This is a genomic window from Salegentibacter mishustinae (assembly GCF_002900095.1).
Classification (GTDB): domain Bacteria; phylum Bacteroidota; class Bacteroidia; order Flavobacteriales; family Flavobacteriaceae; genus Salegentibacter; species Salegentibacter mishustinae.
On sequence record NZ_LLKN01000002.1, the window covers coordinates 131,847 to 146,180 of the forward strand.

At 37.4% G+C, this 14,334-nt stretch carries 15 protein-coding genes; 5 read left to right on the forward strand and 10 right to left on the reverse strand.

Features of this window, described 5'->3' with window-relative positions:
• Positions 1–939 (reverse strand): mevalonate kinase family protein, encoded by a 939-nt coding sequence (locus APB85_RS03495; protein ID WP_057482926.1) that lies wholly within the window; start codon positions 937–939, stop codon positions 1–3.
• Between the two features lie 51 nt (positions 940–990).
• On the reverse strand, positions 991–2,076 hold the full coding sequence (locus APB85_RS03500; protein WP_057482925.1) for a diphosphomevalonate/mevalonate 3,5-bisphosphate decarboxylase family protein: 1,086 nt from the start codon (positions 2,074–2,076) through the stop codon (positions 991–993).
• A gap of 188 nt (positions 2,077–2,264) precedes the next feature.
• Here APB85_RS03500 and APB85_RS03505 point away from each other — a divergent pair, with 188 nt between their 5' ends.
• The gene (locus APB85_RS03505) at positions 2,265–2,741 is read left to right on the forward strand and encodes a TspO/MBR family protein (RefSeq protein ID WP_057482924.1); all 477 of its coding nucleotides are present in this window, start codon (positions 2,265–2,267) and stop codon (positions 2,739–2,741) included.
• Here APB85_RS03505 and APB85_RS03510 read toward each other — a convergent pair.
• Positions 2,738–3,958, reverse strand: coding sequence for a BaiN/RdsA family NAD(P)/FAD-dependent oxidoreductase (locus tag APB85_RS03510; protein ID WP_057482923.1), 1,221 nt, complete (start codon positions 3,956–3,958; stop codon positions 2,738–2,740). The two genes, APB85_RS03505 and APB85_RS03510, sit on opposite strands and share 4 nt — an antisense overlap.
• A 59-nt stretch (positions 3,959–4,017) precedes the next feature.
• A complete protein-coding gene (locus tag APB85_RS03515; protein WP_057482922.1) occupies positions 4,018–4,704 on the reverse strand; it encodes a glycerophosphodiester phosphodiesterase in 687 nt (228 codons plus the stop codon).
• A gap of 193 nt (positions 4,705–4,897) precedes the next feature.
• Here APB85_RS03515 and APB85_RS03520 point away from each other — a divergent pair, with 193 nt between their 5' ends.
• The 4 genes from APB85_RS03520 to APB85_RS03535 all read left to right on the forward strand — a co-directional run bounded on the left by APB85_RS03520 (position 4,898) and on the right by APB85_RS03535 (position 7,429).
• On the forward strand, positions 4,898–5,419 hold the full coding sequence (locus tag APB85_RS03520) for a DUF421 domain-containing protein (RefSeq protein WP_057482921.1): 522 nt from the start codon (positions 4,898–4,900) through the stop codon (positions 5,417–5,419).
• 125 nt (positions 5,420–5,544) lie between these two features.
• The gene (gene gntA, locus APB85_RS03525; protein ID WP_057482920.1) at positions 5,545–6,240 is read left to right on the forward strand and encodes a guanitoxin biosynthesis heme-dependent pre-guanitoxin N-hydroxylase GntA; all 696 of its coding nucleotides are present in this window, start codon (positions 5,545–5,547) and stop codon (positions 6,238–6,240) included.
• A 2-nt stretch (positions 6,241–6,242) separates the two neighbouring features.
• Positions 6,243–6,860, forward strand: coding sequence for an FMN-binding negative transcriptional regulator (locus APB85_RS03530; RefSeq protein WP_057482919.1), 618 nt, complete (start codon positions 6,243–6,245; stop codon positions 6,858–6,860).
• Positions 6,851–7,429, forward strand: coding sequence for a DUF1989 domain-containing protein (locus APB85_RS03535; RefSeq protein WP_057482918.1), 579 nt, complete (start codon positions 6,851–6,853; stop codon positions 7,427–7,429). The genes APB85_RS03530 and APB85_RS03535 overlap by 10 nt, the downstream gene beginning before the upstream one ends.
• Before the next feature lie 96 nt (positions 7,430–7,525).
• Here the strand turns inward: APB85_RS03535 and clpX are convergent, their stop codons facing one another.
• From clpX to APB85_RS03565, 6 genes are all read right to left on the reverse strand, one after another.
• Positions 7,526–8,758 carry an ATP-dependent Clp protease ATP-binding subunit ClpX gene (gene clpX / locus APB85_RS03540; RefSeq protein ID WP_057482917.1) on the reverse strand — a complete coding sequence of 411 codons (1,233 nt, stop codon included), beginning with the start codon at positions 8,756–8,758 and terminating at the stop codon, positions 7,526–7,528.
• A 52-nt stretch (positions 8,759–8,810) separates the two neighbouring features.
• Positions 8,811–9,488, reverse strand: coding sequence for an ATP-dependent Clp endopeptidase proteolytic subunit ClpP (gene clpP, locus APB85_RS03545; protein WP_057482916.1), 678 nt, complete (start codon positions 9,486–9,488; stop codon positions 8,811–8,813).
• 104 nt (positions 9,489–9,592) lie between these two features.
• On the reverse strand, positions 9,593–10,915 hold the full coding sequence (tig, locus tag APB85_RS03550) for a trigger factor (protein WP_057482915.1): 1,323 nt from the start codon (positions 10,913–10,915) through the stop codon (positions 9,593–9,595).
• A gap of 87 nt (positions 10,916–11,002) precedes the next feature.
• On the reverse strand, positions 11,003–11,344 hold the full coding sequence (locus APB85_RS03555) for a phage holin family protein (RefSeq protein ID WP_057482914.1): 342 nt from the start codon (positions 11,342–11,344) through the stop codon (positions 11,003–11,005).
• A gap of 86 nt (positions 11,345–11,430) precedes the next feature.
• The gene (locus APB85_RS03560) at positions 11,431–12,996 is read right to left on the reverse strand and encodes an SGNH/GDSL hydrolase family protein (protein WP_057482913.1); all 1,566 of its coding nucleotides are present in this window, start codon (positions 12,994–12,996) and stop codon (positions 11,431–11,433) included.
• Positions 12,997–13,005: 9 nt separating this feature from the next.
• On the reverse strand, positions 13,006–14,265 hold the full coding sequence (locus tag APB85_RS03565) for an OmpP1/FadL family transporter (RefSeq protein WP_057482912.1): 1,260 nt from the start codon (positions 14,263–14,265) through the stop codon (positions 13,006–13,008).
• Between the last annotated feature and the right edge of the window lie 69 nt (positions 14,266–14,334).

The following is a 14,334-nucleotide window of genomic DNA, read 5'->3' on the forward strand; positions in this document are numbered from 1 at the left end:
TTAGAAGTTGTAAACCACTTCTAATTTGTAATCTTTAAGAGATTTTCTGGCTTTATCAATGTCTTCGGTAAAACCTAAGATATAACCACCACCTCCAGAACCGCAAAGTTTAAGGTAATAATCGTTAGTATCTATACCGTGTTTCCAAAGTTTATGAAATTGAGCGGGGATCATTGGCTTAAAGTTATCCAATACCACGTGAGAAAGACGTTTTACATTAGAAAACAACGACTTCACATCTCCTTTAAGAAAATCGTCTACACAGGCATCGGTATGTTTTACAAATTGCTCTTTAAGCATTTGCCTAAAGCCTTCCTGCTTCATATTTTCCATAAAAATATTCACCATTGGGCCTGTTTCACCGGTACTGCCACTATCTAATAGAAATACGGCGCCCAGACCATTTTCGGTTTGCGAAGGTATTCCTGCGGGCTCAATATTATCTTTAGAATTAATTAAAATCGGGATGCTTAAATAACTATTTAAAGGATCTAAACCTGAAGATTTTCCGTGGAAAAAAGATTCCATTTCTCCGAAAATCTTTTTCAGTTTTAATAATTTATCACGGGTAAGATTTTCTAGAACCGTGATCTTTCCGGTTGCATATTTATCGTAAATAGCCGCAACCAAAGCACCACTACTTCCTACACCATATCCCTGCGGAATAGTAGAATCGAAATACATGCCTTTTTCAATATCAGCTTTAAGCTTTGCCAGATCAAACTGCACAAGCTCCGGATTATTTTCCTGAAGTTCGTGTAAGTAATCGGCAAATCGGTTTAAACTTCTATTAGAGGCAATCGCAGCTTCAGAAGGATCTTCATCTACTTTTAAAGCTCCATTATAAAAATTATAAGGAATGGATAAACCTTTGGAATCTTTAATGATTCCGTACTCTCCAAAGAGTAAGATTTTTGAATAAAATAAAGGTCCTTTCATAAGCTTTCGAATAATCTTTTTTCAGAACAAAAAAGAGCAATGTAAGTAAATTTACAATTTTTCTGCTCCCTTTCCAACCTGGTCGCAAATATACTGCCCTTTTTCACAATAGGCAACAAGCTCATTCTTAATGAATTCTAAAACTTTTTCTTTATGCATCTCTGGATAAAGTAGATGTACATTGGCGCCGGCATCCAGAGTGAAACAAATTGGAGTTTTGGTGTTTTCCCTAAACTCCCATATTTTATTAATAATTTCAAGCGTATTAGGCTTCATTAGAATAAAATAAGGATTGCTGCTCATCATCATCGCGTGCAAAGTAAGTGCCTCACTTTCTACGATAGCAATAAATTCTTCCAAATTTCCGGAAGTAAAAATTTGCTTCAATTTGTCTAAATTAGAATGTGCCTGGGCAAAACGCTCTTCAGCAAATGGATGGCCGTGCATTAAATTATGACCAACGCTACTGCTTACCTGCTTTTGCCCTTTGTCTACCAACAAAATGGTATCCTGGTAACTTTTAAACACCTCATCAATTTCAAACGGGTATTTTATTCCGAATAAATCACTGCTTTCCGGAATATTCTGGTGTTCGCCCCATTCGATTAATTCACCTTCTAAACTACGGCAAGCACTCCCTGAACCTAACCTGGCTAAAAAAGAAGCTTTTTTATAGAAAAACTCATCATTAACAACCTCAGGATTCAATTCTTTTTCCAGACTCATGACGCAAAGCGCAAGAGCGCTCATCCCGCTTGCGGAAGATGCTATTCCGCTGCTATGAGGAAAGGAATTTTCAGTATGAATAAAAAACTTATAGTCTTTTAAAAACGGTGCATATTGCTCAATACGTTTAAAAAACTGCTGAATTTTCGGTTTAAAATCTTCCTTCCTTTTTCCTTCAAAATAAAGTTCAAAATCAAAAGTCGCAGATGGTTCTGGCTTCTTCTGAAACTCCATTTTCGTAGTGGTTTTACAATTTTTCAAGGTAAAACTCACTGAAGGATTCGCCGGAATCTGATTCTCCTTTTTACCCCAATATTTTACCAGGGCAATATTGCTGGGAGACTTCCAGGTAACTTCTCCTTTTTCGATGTTGCCTGAAAATTGCTTTGGAATAAAATCCTGTTCGCGCATAGCAAAATTTTAGTAAAACGCCTGTTGCAAAAGCTTAAGGCATTAGATTGAAAATTGAAATCTTACTTAGGCCGCAAAGATATGTTTTATGTTTTGGGAATTTTCTTTCCCTATCAAAATAAATTTTTATTTTAGTAAGGACAAACTTCTTCGTTTTAACCGGGAAGTTACCCGAAACCAACCTTAAAATGACCAAAAAACTCTTTTTACGAAGTTCTGTGGCCATTGGCATTTGTTTGCTTTTCGGGTTTATGGGCGCTATTGCCACCCAGGCAGGCACCGCAGATTGGTATCCCGACTTGAATAAACCCTGGTTTAATCCGCCTGACGCCTTTTTTGGCCCTATTTGGTTAATTATGTATGTTTTAATGGGGATTGCCGCAGGAATTGTATGGAGCAAAGGTTTCTACCACAAATGGGTGAAAACCGCTTTATATCATTTTGGCTTTCAACTTTTAATTAACGGTTCCTGGTCTTTACTTTTCTTCGGAATACAAAAACCATTTTTAGCTTTACTAAGCATCATTTTATTATTTATACTAATATTAATCACTATAAAATGGTTTAGAGTGGTAAGCAATACCGCGGCGTATTTAATGATACCCTATGCAGTTTGGGTATTGTTTGCTATGATCTTAAATTTTGAGATCTGGCGACTTAATTAATCTTCACTCATAGCCTGCGCCGCAAGAAAACCGCCTGTCCAGGCATTTTGAAAGTTAAATCCGCCGGTTATGGCATCTATATTTAAAACCTCTCCAGCCAAAAACAGGTTTTTATGAAGTTTACTCTCAAAAGTTTTAAAATTAACTTCTTTTAAATTAACTCCTCCCGCAGTAACAAATTCTTCTTTAAAGGTACTTTTTCCATTTACTTTAAAAGTCGCTGCAGTAAGTTGTACGCTTAAATTTTGAAGCTGATTTTTATTTAAATCGGCCCAGGTAGTGCCTTCTGCAATTCCAGATGCTATTACCAGGTTTTTCCATAAGCGTTTAGGCAAATCGAATTGCGCATTTTTCATCACCTGTTGTTTAGCTAATTTTGATTTTAGATCTTTTAAACTAGACAAAATATCTTCTGAATTAAACCCGGGCAACCAGTTTACCAGTATTTCAAATTGATAATTTAATTTCTCCAAGTCTCTTGCTCCCCAGGCTGATAGTTTTAAAATTCCCGGCCCACTCATTCCCCAATGAGTAATTAGCAAAGGTCCTTTACTTTCTAAATTGACATTTTTAGAATTTATTTTAACCTCGGCTTCGGTAGCGATTCCGGGTAGATCTTTAATTCGGGCATCTTGAATATTGAAAGTAAAAAGAGAAGGAACAGGTTCTATAATTTCATGACCCAGCTTCTTGAGTATATTCCACATTTTAGGATTGCTCCCGGTGGCGAGCATAATTTTATCTGCAGAAAAATATCCTTTACTGGTTTTAACCATCCAGCACTTTTCTTCCTTTTGAAAATTTTGAACTGCGTGGCTCTTAAATACCTGAATCTTTAATCTTTCGGTTTCCTGTAAAAAGCAATTAATAATACTTTGCGAATCATCTGAAACAGGAAAAATTCGGCCGTCATCTTCGATCTTTAATTCAATCCCTTTTTTCTCAAACCATTCCATGGTATCTCCGGTCATAAATCCGTGAAAAGGCCCAAGCAATTCTTTTTCTCCACGGGGATAATTGAGGCTAAGTTCCTTCGGAATAAATTCGGCGTGTGTTACATTACACCTTCCCCCACCCGAAATTTTCACTTTGGTTAGCACTTCTTTCCCACGTTCAAAAATGGCAATTTTTAGATTGGGGTTAAATTCAGCTGCATTTATCGCGGTAAAAAAGCCTGCTGCTCCCCCGCCTATAATTATAATATCGAAATGCTGCATTTTTCTGGTTTCTAATTTTAAGTTGAAGATTTCCAGTTCAGGTTCTCTAATTCCATTATTTATAAAAGTCGGTCGGGAAAATCTGAAATAATTCCGTCTACGCCAAATTCACGCATCCGCTGAATGTCTTCCGGTTCGTTAACCGTCCAGACGTTTACGTTGAAACCGGCCTCGTGAGATGCCTTTACATTATCCCGGGTAATTATTCCTAAAGACGGGTGAATTGCCGAGGCCTTAAGGAGTTTCCCCAGTTCTATAGCTTCGGTCACACTGGCTTTACTCAAAATTCCCAGCGCCACCTTTTCGTCCAATTTTCGCATCTGAAACAGCTCATTTTTCTGAAAACTGGAAACGATAAAATCTTTATAGGTCCAGTTTTTTTCTGCTATATATTTTTTAATGATTCCGGCAGTAGACGTAGCGGTGTTTAAACCTTTTAATTCAATATTTATAGTACATTTTCCCTGAATAAAATCCAGGACTTCGGTAAGTAGCGGTATCTCAAATTCATCCTCTACTTTTAAGACTTTTATTTCGGTTAAAGACTTTTTAGCAACTTCACCACTTCCATTGGTAGTTCGATCTAAAGTAAAATCGTGAATCACCACCAATTCACCGGTTTCACATCTATGCACATCAATCTCTATAGCATCAACGCCAAAATTCAATGCCTTTTGGATGCTTTCTAAAGTATTTTCGGCCAAATGTCCTTCGGCGCCACGATGACCAATTTTCAATAAATTCATTTTGCAAAGGTATTCAATTAACTCAAATGCGTGTTTCTTTAACGATATCTGGTTTTTTAATGAACATTTAGAAACTCTTATAAATTCTTAACATTTTATTGTAACCTATGCTTCTTAATTTTATAATATAATGTTCTGAAACCCCGTATAAAATATCAACACTTAGGGTTGCCGCACTAATTAAAACTTTATTATGGAGAAATGGTTTGAAGCGTCCTGGACGTCTATAATAGCAATTTTGCTAACCGCTTTAGGAATTTACGTGGCAATTATACTTTTTACACGAATTGCGGGAAAACGTAGTTTTTCTAAAATGTCAAGTTTTGACTTTGCGATGACGGTTGCAGTAGGTTCTATTATAGCTTCAACCATTTTATCTAAATCTGTGAGTCTGGTACAGGGAATTGTTGGTCTTGCCGCAGTATATATTTTACAAATCTCGGCTGCGTTCTTAAGACGCTGGACCTGGGTTCAAAAAGCAATAGACAATTCACCCTTACTACTTATGGATAAGCAAACTATATTATACGAGAACCTAAAAAAGGCCAGGGTAACCGAAGGTGACTTGCGTTCCAAATTAAGGGAAGCTAATGTTTTAGACCTTTCCCAGGTACGTGCAGTAGTATTTGAAACCACAGGAGATATTTCAGTTTTACATACCTCGGAAGAGGATCGGGAACTGGAAGACTGGCTTACCAAAGATGTAATGAGATAAATCTACCTAAAAAAATAGATTATCGGGCTGCCTGTTAATCTTATTAAATTTTGAATTAATTTATTCTTAAACCGTATGGAACGCCAGCTTATAGATGGTAGTTTTATAAAAAACCATTCGATATTATGAATTCTTCTGGAGTAAAACCTAAAGTGAAAAAATGGAAAGTTAATGCAGATGAAGCTGCAGAATTAGCGTTTAAAGATTTTGTTTTGACTAAAGACCATCCCTGTATGATGGCACAAACCGTGGTAAGCCAGAATCATTTAGACCTGCATACCTACGGTGAATTTCCCAGCCGAAAAACAGCCAAAGAAATCTATAAGGATTTACAGAACTATATAGAAAAGTACGATTTTGAGTCTAATGAATTCTATACTTTTATGGCCGTTTTTAAAGACCAGGATTCATTTTCTGAAACACAATTTGAAACTGCACTTTGGAAACAACTGGAGTTCTTACATGATATAGACAATGAAGACTGGGATTCTGAAGTTAGCGATAATCCTGAAGAGAAAAATTTTAGCTTTAGCATTGCCGGAAAAGCCTTTTATATGGTGGGCATGCATCCAAACAGCAGTCGCAAGGCAAGGCAGAGTCCTTATCCCGCAATTGCTTTTAATTTACACTGGCAATTTGAAAAGTTAAGAGAAATGGGAGCATTTAATACCGTTCGCGATAAGATTAGAGAACGTGATATAGAATTTCAGGGGAATATAAACCCTATGCTGGAAGACTTTGGAGAAAATAGCGAGGCCAGGCAGTATAGCGGCCGTAAAGTTGAGGAGGAATGGAAATGCCCATTCCACAGAAAAAATTAAATATGTATCAGCCCAAAAAATACAAAAAAGACGATCCTGAATTTCTTTTTAAATTTATACAGCAGCATCCTTTTGCAACTTTTATACTTAATGGTAAAAAAATTTTAGCTACTCATATTCCGGTGCTCACAAAAGGCACTGCAAAAGATTTTCTTCTCTTTTCACATATAGCCAACCATAATGAGCAGTTTAAATACTTAAAAGACGATACAGAAGCTTTATTGATTTTTCAGGGCGCACACGGCTATATTTCTTCTTCCTGGTATAAAGAAAAAGACATTAGCACCTGGGACTATTCTGCGGTACACGTAAATGTAAAACTGAAAATACAATCCCGGCAGGAACTTGAAGACTCGCTAAAAGAACTGGTTGCAACTTTTGAAAAGCCGCAGGAAGATCCTTTGTATTATAAAGACATTCCAAAAAAAATGCTGGATGAACATTTGCCTTTAATTACAGGATTTTGGTGTGAAGTAGAAGAAATTAAAGGTATTGCAAAACTGCACCAGGGTTATGATAAGGAAGATATTGATTCGGTCACCGCAAATTTGGAAAAACAGCAAAATAATTTAAATTCCGCGTTAAGCGAAAACATTAAAAAAGAGCATAAATGCAAGTAATAAAAAAACAATCTGGAGCCGCCTTTAAATTAAAAAAAGGACAGAAATTGAAAGTGATAGATGCCGAAGGTGAACAGGTTAGCGATATGGTTTTATTTAATGCAAAAGACAGAAGGGAAAAACTATCTTCAGGAAAAACCCTGGATTTCGAAGAATCTATTTTAATAAGTTCAGGAAACTTTCTTTGGAGCAATCGCAGTAATAAAATGGCAGAAATCCTTGAAGATACGAACGGGAGAAACGATTTTTTGCTTGCTCCATGCAGCCCCGAAACTTTTGAAGTGATGTATGATTACGATGGTTACCATCCCAGCTGTTTTGAAAACCTATATACCAGCCTGGAAAAATATGAAATTCAGCCAGACGATATTCCTACGGCTTTCAACATTTTTATGAACGTTCAGTTTGATGAGAAGGGAAAAATTAGTGTTGACCCGCCACTTAGTAAAGCGGGAGACTATGTGCTATTTGAAGCAAAAATGGATCTTATTGTTGCTTTAACTGCCTGCTCTGCCGAAGACAGCAACAACGGTAGTTTTAAACCCATACATTACGAGATATTAACTTAAAACTTCTAGAAAATACAAACCGAATATAAAAAAACTGCCCGGAAATGGTTTGAAGCCTATTTCCGGGCAGTTTTTATAATATACTAAGGTCTAGGTTTAAGAAACTGCTTTAAGCTTGCTTATAGTAGACTTATTTAATTTTTCTTCGGCATAAGCGCGAGATACTTTTAGCTTGCTTTTGCCGCTTTCGGGCATTTCAAACATCGCATCGGTAAGCACTGCTTCACATAAAGATCTTAATCCTCTTGCTCCCAGTTTATATTCTACCGCTTTCTCAACTATATAATCCAAAGCGTCATCGGTCATTTCAAACTCGATATCGTCCATTTCAAACAACTTCTTATATTGTTTTATAATGGCGTTTTTAGGCTCGGTTAAAATAGAACGAAGCGTACTTTCGTCAAGCGGATTCATATAAGTAAGTGCCGGTAATCTTCCTATTATTTCAGGAATAAGTCCGAAATCCTTTAAATCCTTCGGAATAATATATTTTAACAAGTTGGTTCTTTCTATATTATCCTCGCTTTTTGAAGCGCTGAAACCAACTGCCTGCATATTTAATCGCTTACTAATGTTGCGCTCAATACCATCAAAAGCTCCTCCTGCAATGAAAAGGATATTTTCGGTATCTACCTCAACAAATTTTTGATCGGGGTGTTTACGACCTCCTTTTGGCGGCACGTTAACGGTGGTTCCTTCCAGTAATTTTAATAATGCCTGCTGAACACCTTCCCCAGAAACATCTCTGGTAATTGAAGGATTATCACTTTTACGGGCAATTTTATCTATTTCATCAATAAATACAATTCCGCGTTGTGCTTTTTCAACATTATAATCGGCTGCCTGAAGCAATCTTGTTAAAATACCTTCTACATCTTCACCCACGTAACCTGCTTCGGTAAGAACCGTAGCATCTACAATAGCCAAAGGCACATTAAGCATTTTTGCAATAGTTTTTGCGATAAGGGTTTTCCCTGTACCGGTTTCCCCAACCATTACGATGTTAGATTTTTGAATCTCAACATCATCACCGCTTGCCGGTTGCAAGAGCCTTTTGTAGTGGTTATAAACCGCTACCGACATCACTTTTTTGGTTGCTTCCTGCCCAATTACATACTGATCCAAAAATTCTTTAATCACTTTTGGTTTACTCAGCATTAAGTCTGAAGACAATTCTTTAGCTTCCCCCTGTTTGAGTTCTTCTAAAACAATGCCGTGAGCCTGCTCTATACATTTGTCACATATATGCGCATCCAGCCCAGCTATAAGTAAGTTGGTTTCAGGTTTTTTTCTACCGCAAAACGAACATTCTAATTCTTCTTTCGCCATTTCGTCAAATTTCAATTTCCAGTATATAAAATAATAAACTGGTAATTAATTCTTATCCTTCTCTCGTTAAAATTTCATCGATCATACCGTATTCTTTGGCTTTATCGGCCTTCATCCAGTAATCACGATCACTATCTTCCTCTATCTTCTCGTAAGTTTGTCCGGAATGCTTAGCAATAATCTCGTATAATTCCTTTTTAAGGGTTAAGATTTCCCTTGCGGTGATCTCTATATCACTAGCCTGCCCCTGGGCACCACCAAGAGGTTGGTGAATCATTACCCTGGAATGTGGCAAACCGCTTCTTTTTCCTTTTTCACCGGCACAAAGTAATACTGCGCCCATAGAAGCTGCCATACCTGTACAAATTGTAGCCACATCTGGTTTTATGAACTGCATAGTATCATAAATTCCCAAACCTGCATAAACACTTCCTCCCGGAGAATTAATGTAGATCTGGATATCTTTAGAAGCATCTGTACTTTCTAAAAATAACATCTGTGCTTGTATAATATTTGCAACCTGATCGTTAATTGCAGTACCCATAAAGATAATTCTATCCATCATCAACCTGGAAAAAACATCCATAGCAACCGCGTTCATTTGTCGCTCTTCAATAATATTAGGGGTCATCCCCGTAGGAGTCATACTGCTCACTATTTTTTGGTAATAGTTACTATTTATACCGTGATGCTTAGTGGCGTATTTTTCAAATTCTTTTCCGTAATCCATCAATCTTTTTTTTAAGCTTTTTCTCTTAGCTGCCTTTTAAGTGAAAAGGCGTTAACCCGAATGGTTTAACGCCTTAAATATAAGTATAAATTTATAGAAAAAGCCTACTCGTAAATCTCTTTCACAAATTCGTCGTAAGTCACTTCTTTTTCTTCAAAAGACATTTTCTCTTTGTAGAAACCAAGCAATTTCTCGTTCATTAATTGCTCTGACATTCTTTTAACTTCGTCCTGATTAGAAAGAATTCTTGCCGCGATATCGTCAAGTTCTTTATCTCCAGGATTCATTTGGCCGAATTGAGCCATTTGTTCTTTGATCTTTTCTTTAGCAAAAGCTTTAAGATCTTCAAACTCTACTGTAAGGTTATTTTCGTTTACTATTTTACCTTCAATTAACTGGTAACGTAAACCTTCTTCGCTCTTTTCGTATTCTTCTTTGGCCTCTTCTTCGGTCATTGGCTTTTCACCAACGGTCTGAATCCATTTTTGAAGAAATTCTTTAGGAAGTTCAAATTTAGTTTGCTCAATAAGCTGCTTGGTCACATCGTTCATTAACTGCTGATCGCTTTGCTGCTTAAATTGCTTTGCTGCATCTTCCTTGATCTTTTCTTTAAGCTCATCTTCACTGGTTACTTTCCCTTCACCAAAAAGCTTATCGAATAATTCCTGGTTAAGCTCAGCCAATTCTCTATGGTTGATCTCTTTTACCGTAAATTCAACTTCAATATCAAGATCGTGCGCTTTATCGTGCTCAATTCCTAAATGCTGAATTAGCTCGTGATCGTCTTCAAAAAGATTTTTAGTTTTTAAAGTAAAAGAATCACCAACTTTAGCACCTACAAACTTATTAAGGTTTCTTTTCCCCTTAAGTTTTTCTAATTCTATTGAAGTTTCTTTTTCAATTCCTTCTTCTTCATTCTTGAAGGTACCGGCAACGATATCACCTTCTTCAGCTTCATCTTTAGAGATCAGTTTCCCATATTGTTTTCTTATAGATTCGATTTGGTTATTCACCATTTTCTCATCTGCCACAATATTGTAATGGGTTACCGGCTTTTCAAGTTCAAGGTTTACATCAAATTCTGGAGCCAAACCAAGTTCGAACTCAAAAGTATATTCTTCTTTATTCCAATCGAAGTTTTCCTGCTCTTTAGGAATAGGATTTCCAAGAACATCCAGTTTTTCTTCGGTAAGATATTTATTTAGTGAATCCTGTAGAAGTTTGTTTACCTCATCTACCAAAACAGCCTGACCGTATTGTTTTTTCACCATTCCCATAGGCACGTGCCCTTTTCTAAAGCCGGGAATATTGGCATTTTTACGGTAATCTTTTAAGATTTTTTCAACTTTACCGGCATAGTCTTCTTTGGCGATATCTACTTTTACCACCGCATTCAATTCATCAATATTCTCTCTGGTAATATTCATCTTGACTTGTTATAAAAATTGGAGTGCAAAATTACACTTTTTTCCCAAGCCAACAAAGTTTCAAATTATTGAATTCCAGTATAGTTCCTAATCTTTTCCCAATAAAGAAAAAAGTAGGGATTGAAACAGGGATAAAAGCAAGCTAAAAAGCAGGGCGATAAAAAAGCCGCTAACTCCAAATCCTGCTACAAAAGCATCTGCCAGTAAAATGATTATTGCGTTAATAACCAGTAAAAACAAGCCTAGCGTCAAGATAGTTACCGGTAAGGTAAGAATTACCAAAAGAGGTTTTACTAACAGGTTTAAGATAGCAAGAACCAGTGCCACTATTATAGCTGTTAAGTAACCGGCTACCTCAACGCCTGGTAGAAATTTAGCCAGGATCACCACAGCTAACGCGGTAAGTAGTATTCTTAATATAAAATTCATAATTTTAAGATTAGTTAGTTTCTGAAAAATACAAAAAACGCCGGAAAAATCCGGCGTTTCTATTTTTGTAATAAAAGGTGATGGTTTTACTGCACTTCGTTACTTAAAGTTACAGTACCATAAGTACCAACATTTACTTTTGGAACACTAGCGCTATAAGTTGAGTTAATAACATCAATAATTTCGTTAGCCATAACTGCATTTCCACGAGGAGTTAAATGAATTCCATCAAGAGAAAAAGCACCACCTGTTACAAATTCTGAAGTTATGGTTCCCCCATCAAAAGAGATTCCTCCTTCTGCCAATTGATTTAGTAAGCCCTGAGCATCTACATACCCCAATCCATTAGCATCAGCGATAGCTTGTATAGAAGCATTATAAGCTGCAGTTGCCTGCTCTATATTAGCTAATTCGGCTTCGTCTAAAGCATCAGCATCGTCAATCCCATTTACCGCTCCAAAAAGTGCATTAGCCTCTTCCTGAGTTGGAGTTTGACCTTGTTGTAAAGCTCCAAGAATTTGCATTACCTGTGGCGAAAGACTAACCGCACCATAACCTTGCGCTAAAGCAGCCTGGTCTATGGTTAAAACTAATTTTTCTTCTGCGGTCATCTGTCGAAATCCTAATGGATTTGCCTCTGAAGGCTCCACATCAATTAAGAACCTGTTTGCACCTTCACTAAAGGTGATCGCATATTGCGAGGCTAAAGCCTGGGCTTGTTCAGCAGGAACTCCCTGTTGCATTAATCCGCCAGCAAAAACCTGTGAAACCGCCTGGAAATAACCAGTTAAATTAGCTGCTGTTTCAGCATCTAATGCAAGTGCATTATTTGGCACTGTATTAAAGAATGGTACCGCAGCAACATCTGGAATATTAACTAAAACTCCACCACTGGCTGAAGCCGCTAGAGCCTGAACCATTTGCCCGTAAATACCGGCAAAGGCATTAGGGTCTGTAATATCGTTTTCACCATAAGTAGAAGGATCTAAATTGTTTAACTGAAATTCTCCCGTTCCTCCAGAAGTAGCATAACCCAACACATCGTTATTTCCTATCCATAAAGAGAAAAAAGTTGGATTTTGAGCAAGTGCATCTTCTAAAACTGTAGCTTCTGGTGAAGAAGCAAAACGAACAAAGTATGGGTTGGCAGATTGTGTAGCCAGGTTTTGAACATTTCCATAACCAGAAAAACCAAGGTGGTAAGATTTTGCTCCCGGCACACCCATATTACTAAACGGGCCCTGCAACACATTCCCAACTTCGGTAGTAGGTTGCATTCCAGTATAAACCTGAGGTCCAGGCGTGCCATCCTGTCCTACAGCCAAAACAAGACGGTTTTGCGTGATTTGGTTTCCGCCTAATAAAAGTCCGCCGGCATTATCATTCATAAAAGGAATGGTAAATTCCTCAATATCCTGAGTTTTTTCAAATTGTTGGGAAAGAATGTTCGGATAAGCGTTTTCCTGCCCGGTAATATAAAGGGCGTTGTCTGCATAACCCGCGGTAAGGGAATTACCCAGGGCTACATACCGGGAAAAATCTGCTTCTCCATTGGTATAAGCACCGGCTTCGTCTACCGGATTATCAAATTCTGGCTCACAGGAAACAATTCCCAGCGCCAATACTGCTATATATTTAAAATAATGTTTCATCTTCTAATTTTATAATTTGTAGGTTACACCAAGTCCAGGAATAAAAGCTGAAGTTTTATAAGTTCCTTCAAAAGGAGCTCCTTCATAATCCGGAAAGTCATTAGGATTTGGAGCATAAGATTCATCTACCTCTTCATACCTGTTATAAAGGAAGGCAGCATCTATAGAGAATTTGTCACTCACATTTACAGAAAGACCACCGGTAAACCCGTGAGCATCGTTTCTTGGAGTTTCAGGCGCAAAATAACCAGACTGTACTGGAGATTCATCAAAGTAATATCCAACTCTCAAAGTAATAGTTTCGTTGGCAAGATATTGCAACCCAAACCTGTAAGTTGAGGAGTTTTTATAATTACGTGGATTTTCAGAATCAGGAATTTGTGCATTTGCAAAGTCCAGGTCTAAAGACTTATACACATCCCAGTAAGTCATATTATAATCGAAAGCAAGAAGCCATTTGTCTAAAAGTTCGTAAGAAACTCCTACAGAAAGCTCAGCTGGCATTGGTAAAGACGCATCAAATTCTGTATTCTGGAAAGGAGTTAATGGGGAATTTGGAATATTTTCAAAAGTAGCATCTCCACCTTCGGCTTCCACCATTATTTCACTTCGGTAATTAATACCAAAACGCAAATCTTCAGTAGCATTAAACATCGCACTGGCTGACCATCCAAAAGCACTTACGCCGCTGGCATCTACAGTTACGTTAGAGCGATTTCCGTCAATATCGGTCAAAGTACGATCCAGGTTTCGGTTAAAATTCACCGATCCATTTACATAGATTGGTCCACCACCAACACTTAATTTATCTGAAATTTTTACTGCAGCTAAAGCCTGAATATATATCGCCTGAAGATCTATAGTATTCACTAAATGAGATCCAGCCCAATCTGTTGGCCATTCTACGCTACTTCCATAAGGAGTATAAGCAGCAAGACCTAAAGTTAGCCAGTCGTTTACTCTATAAGACCCATAAGCATAAAAAGGAGTTCCCACAGGACTGTCAGTTTCAGAACTAAGTCCGAATTCTGAATTTTGGTATTTCACACTGGAAAATACGGCACTGGCACCAGCAGCTACATTTATCTTATTTTCAAGATAAACAAGCCCAGCCGGGTTAAAAAAAGCAAGTTCGGCATTGTTAACTACCGCTACACCCGTGTGACCCATAGCAAGCGATCGTTGTCCCTGAAGACTCACCCTATACCCACCGGCATAAGTTACCGCAGCCATTAGACCAAAAAGGCCCAGGAAAAGTAATTTTTTCATAATTGATTTGGATTTTATAGTATTCTAATAATTTCTTGGTATCAAATTTAGCATAAATTACATATTACT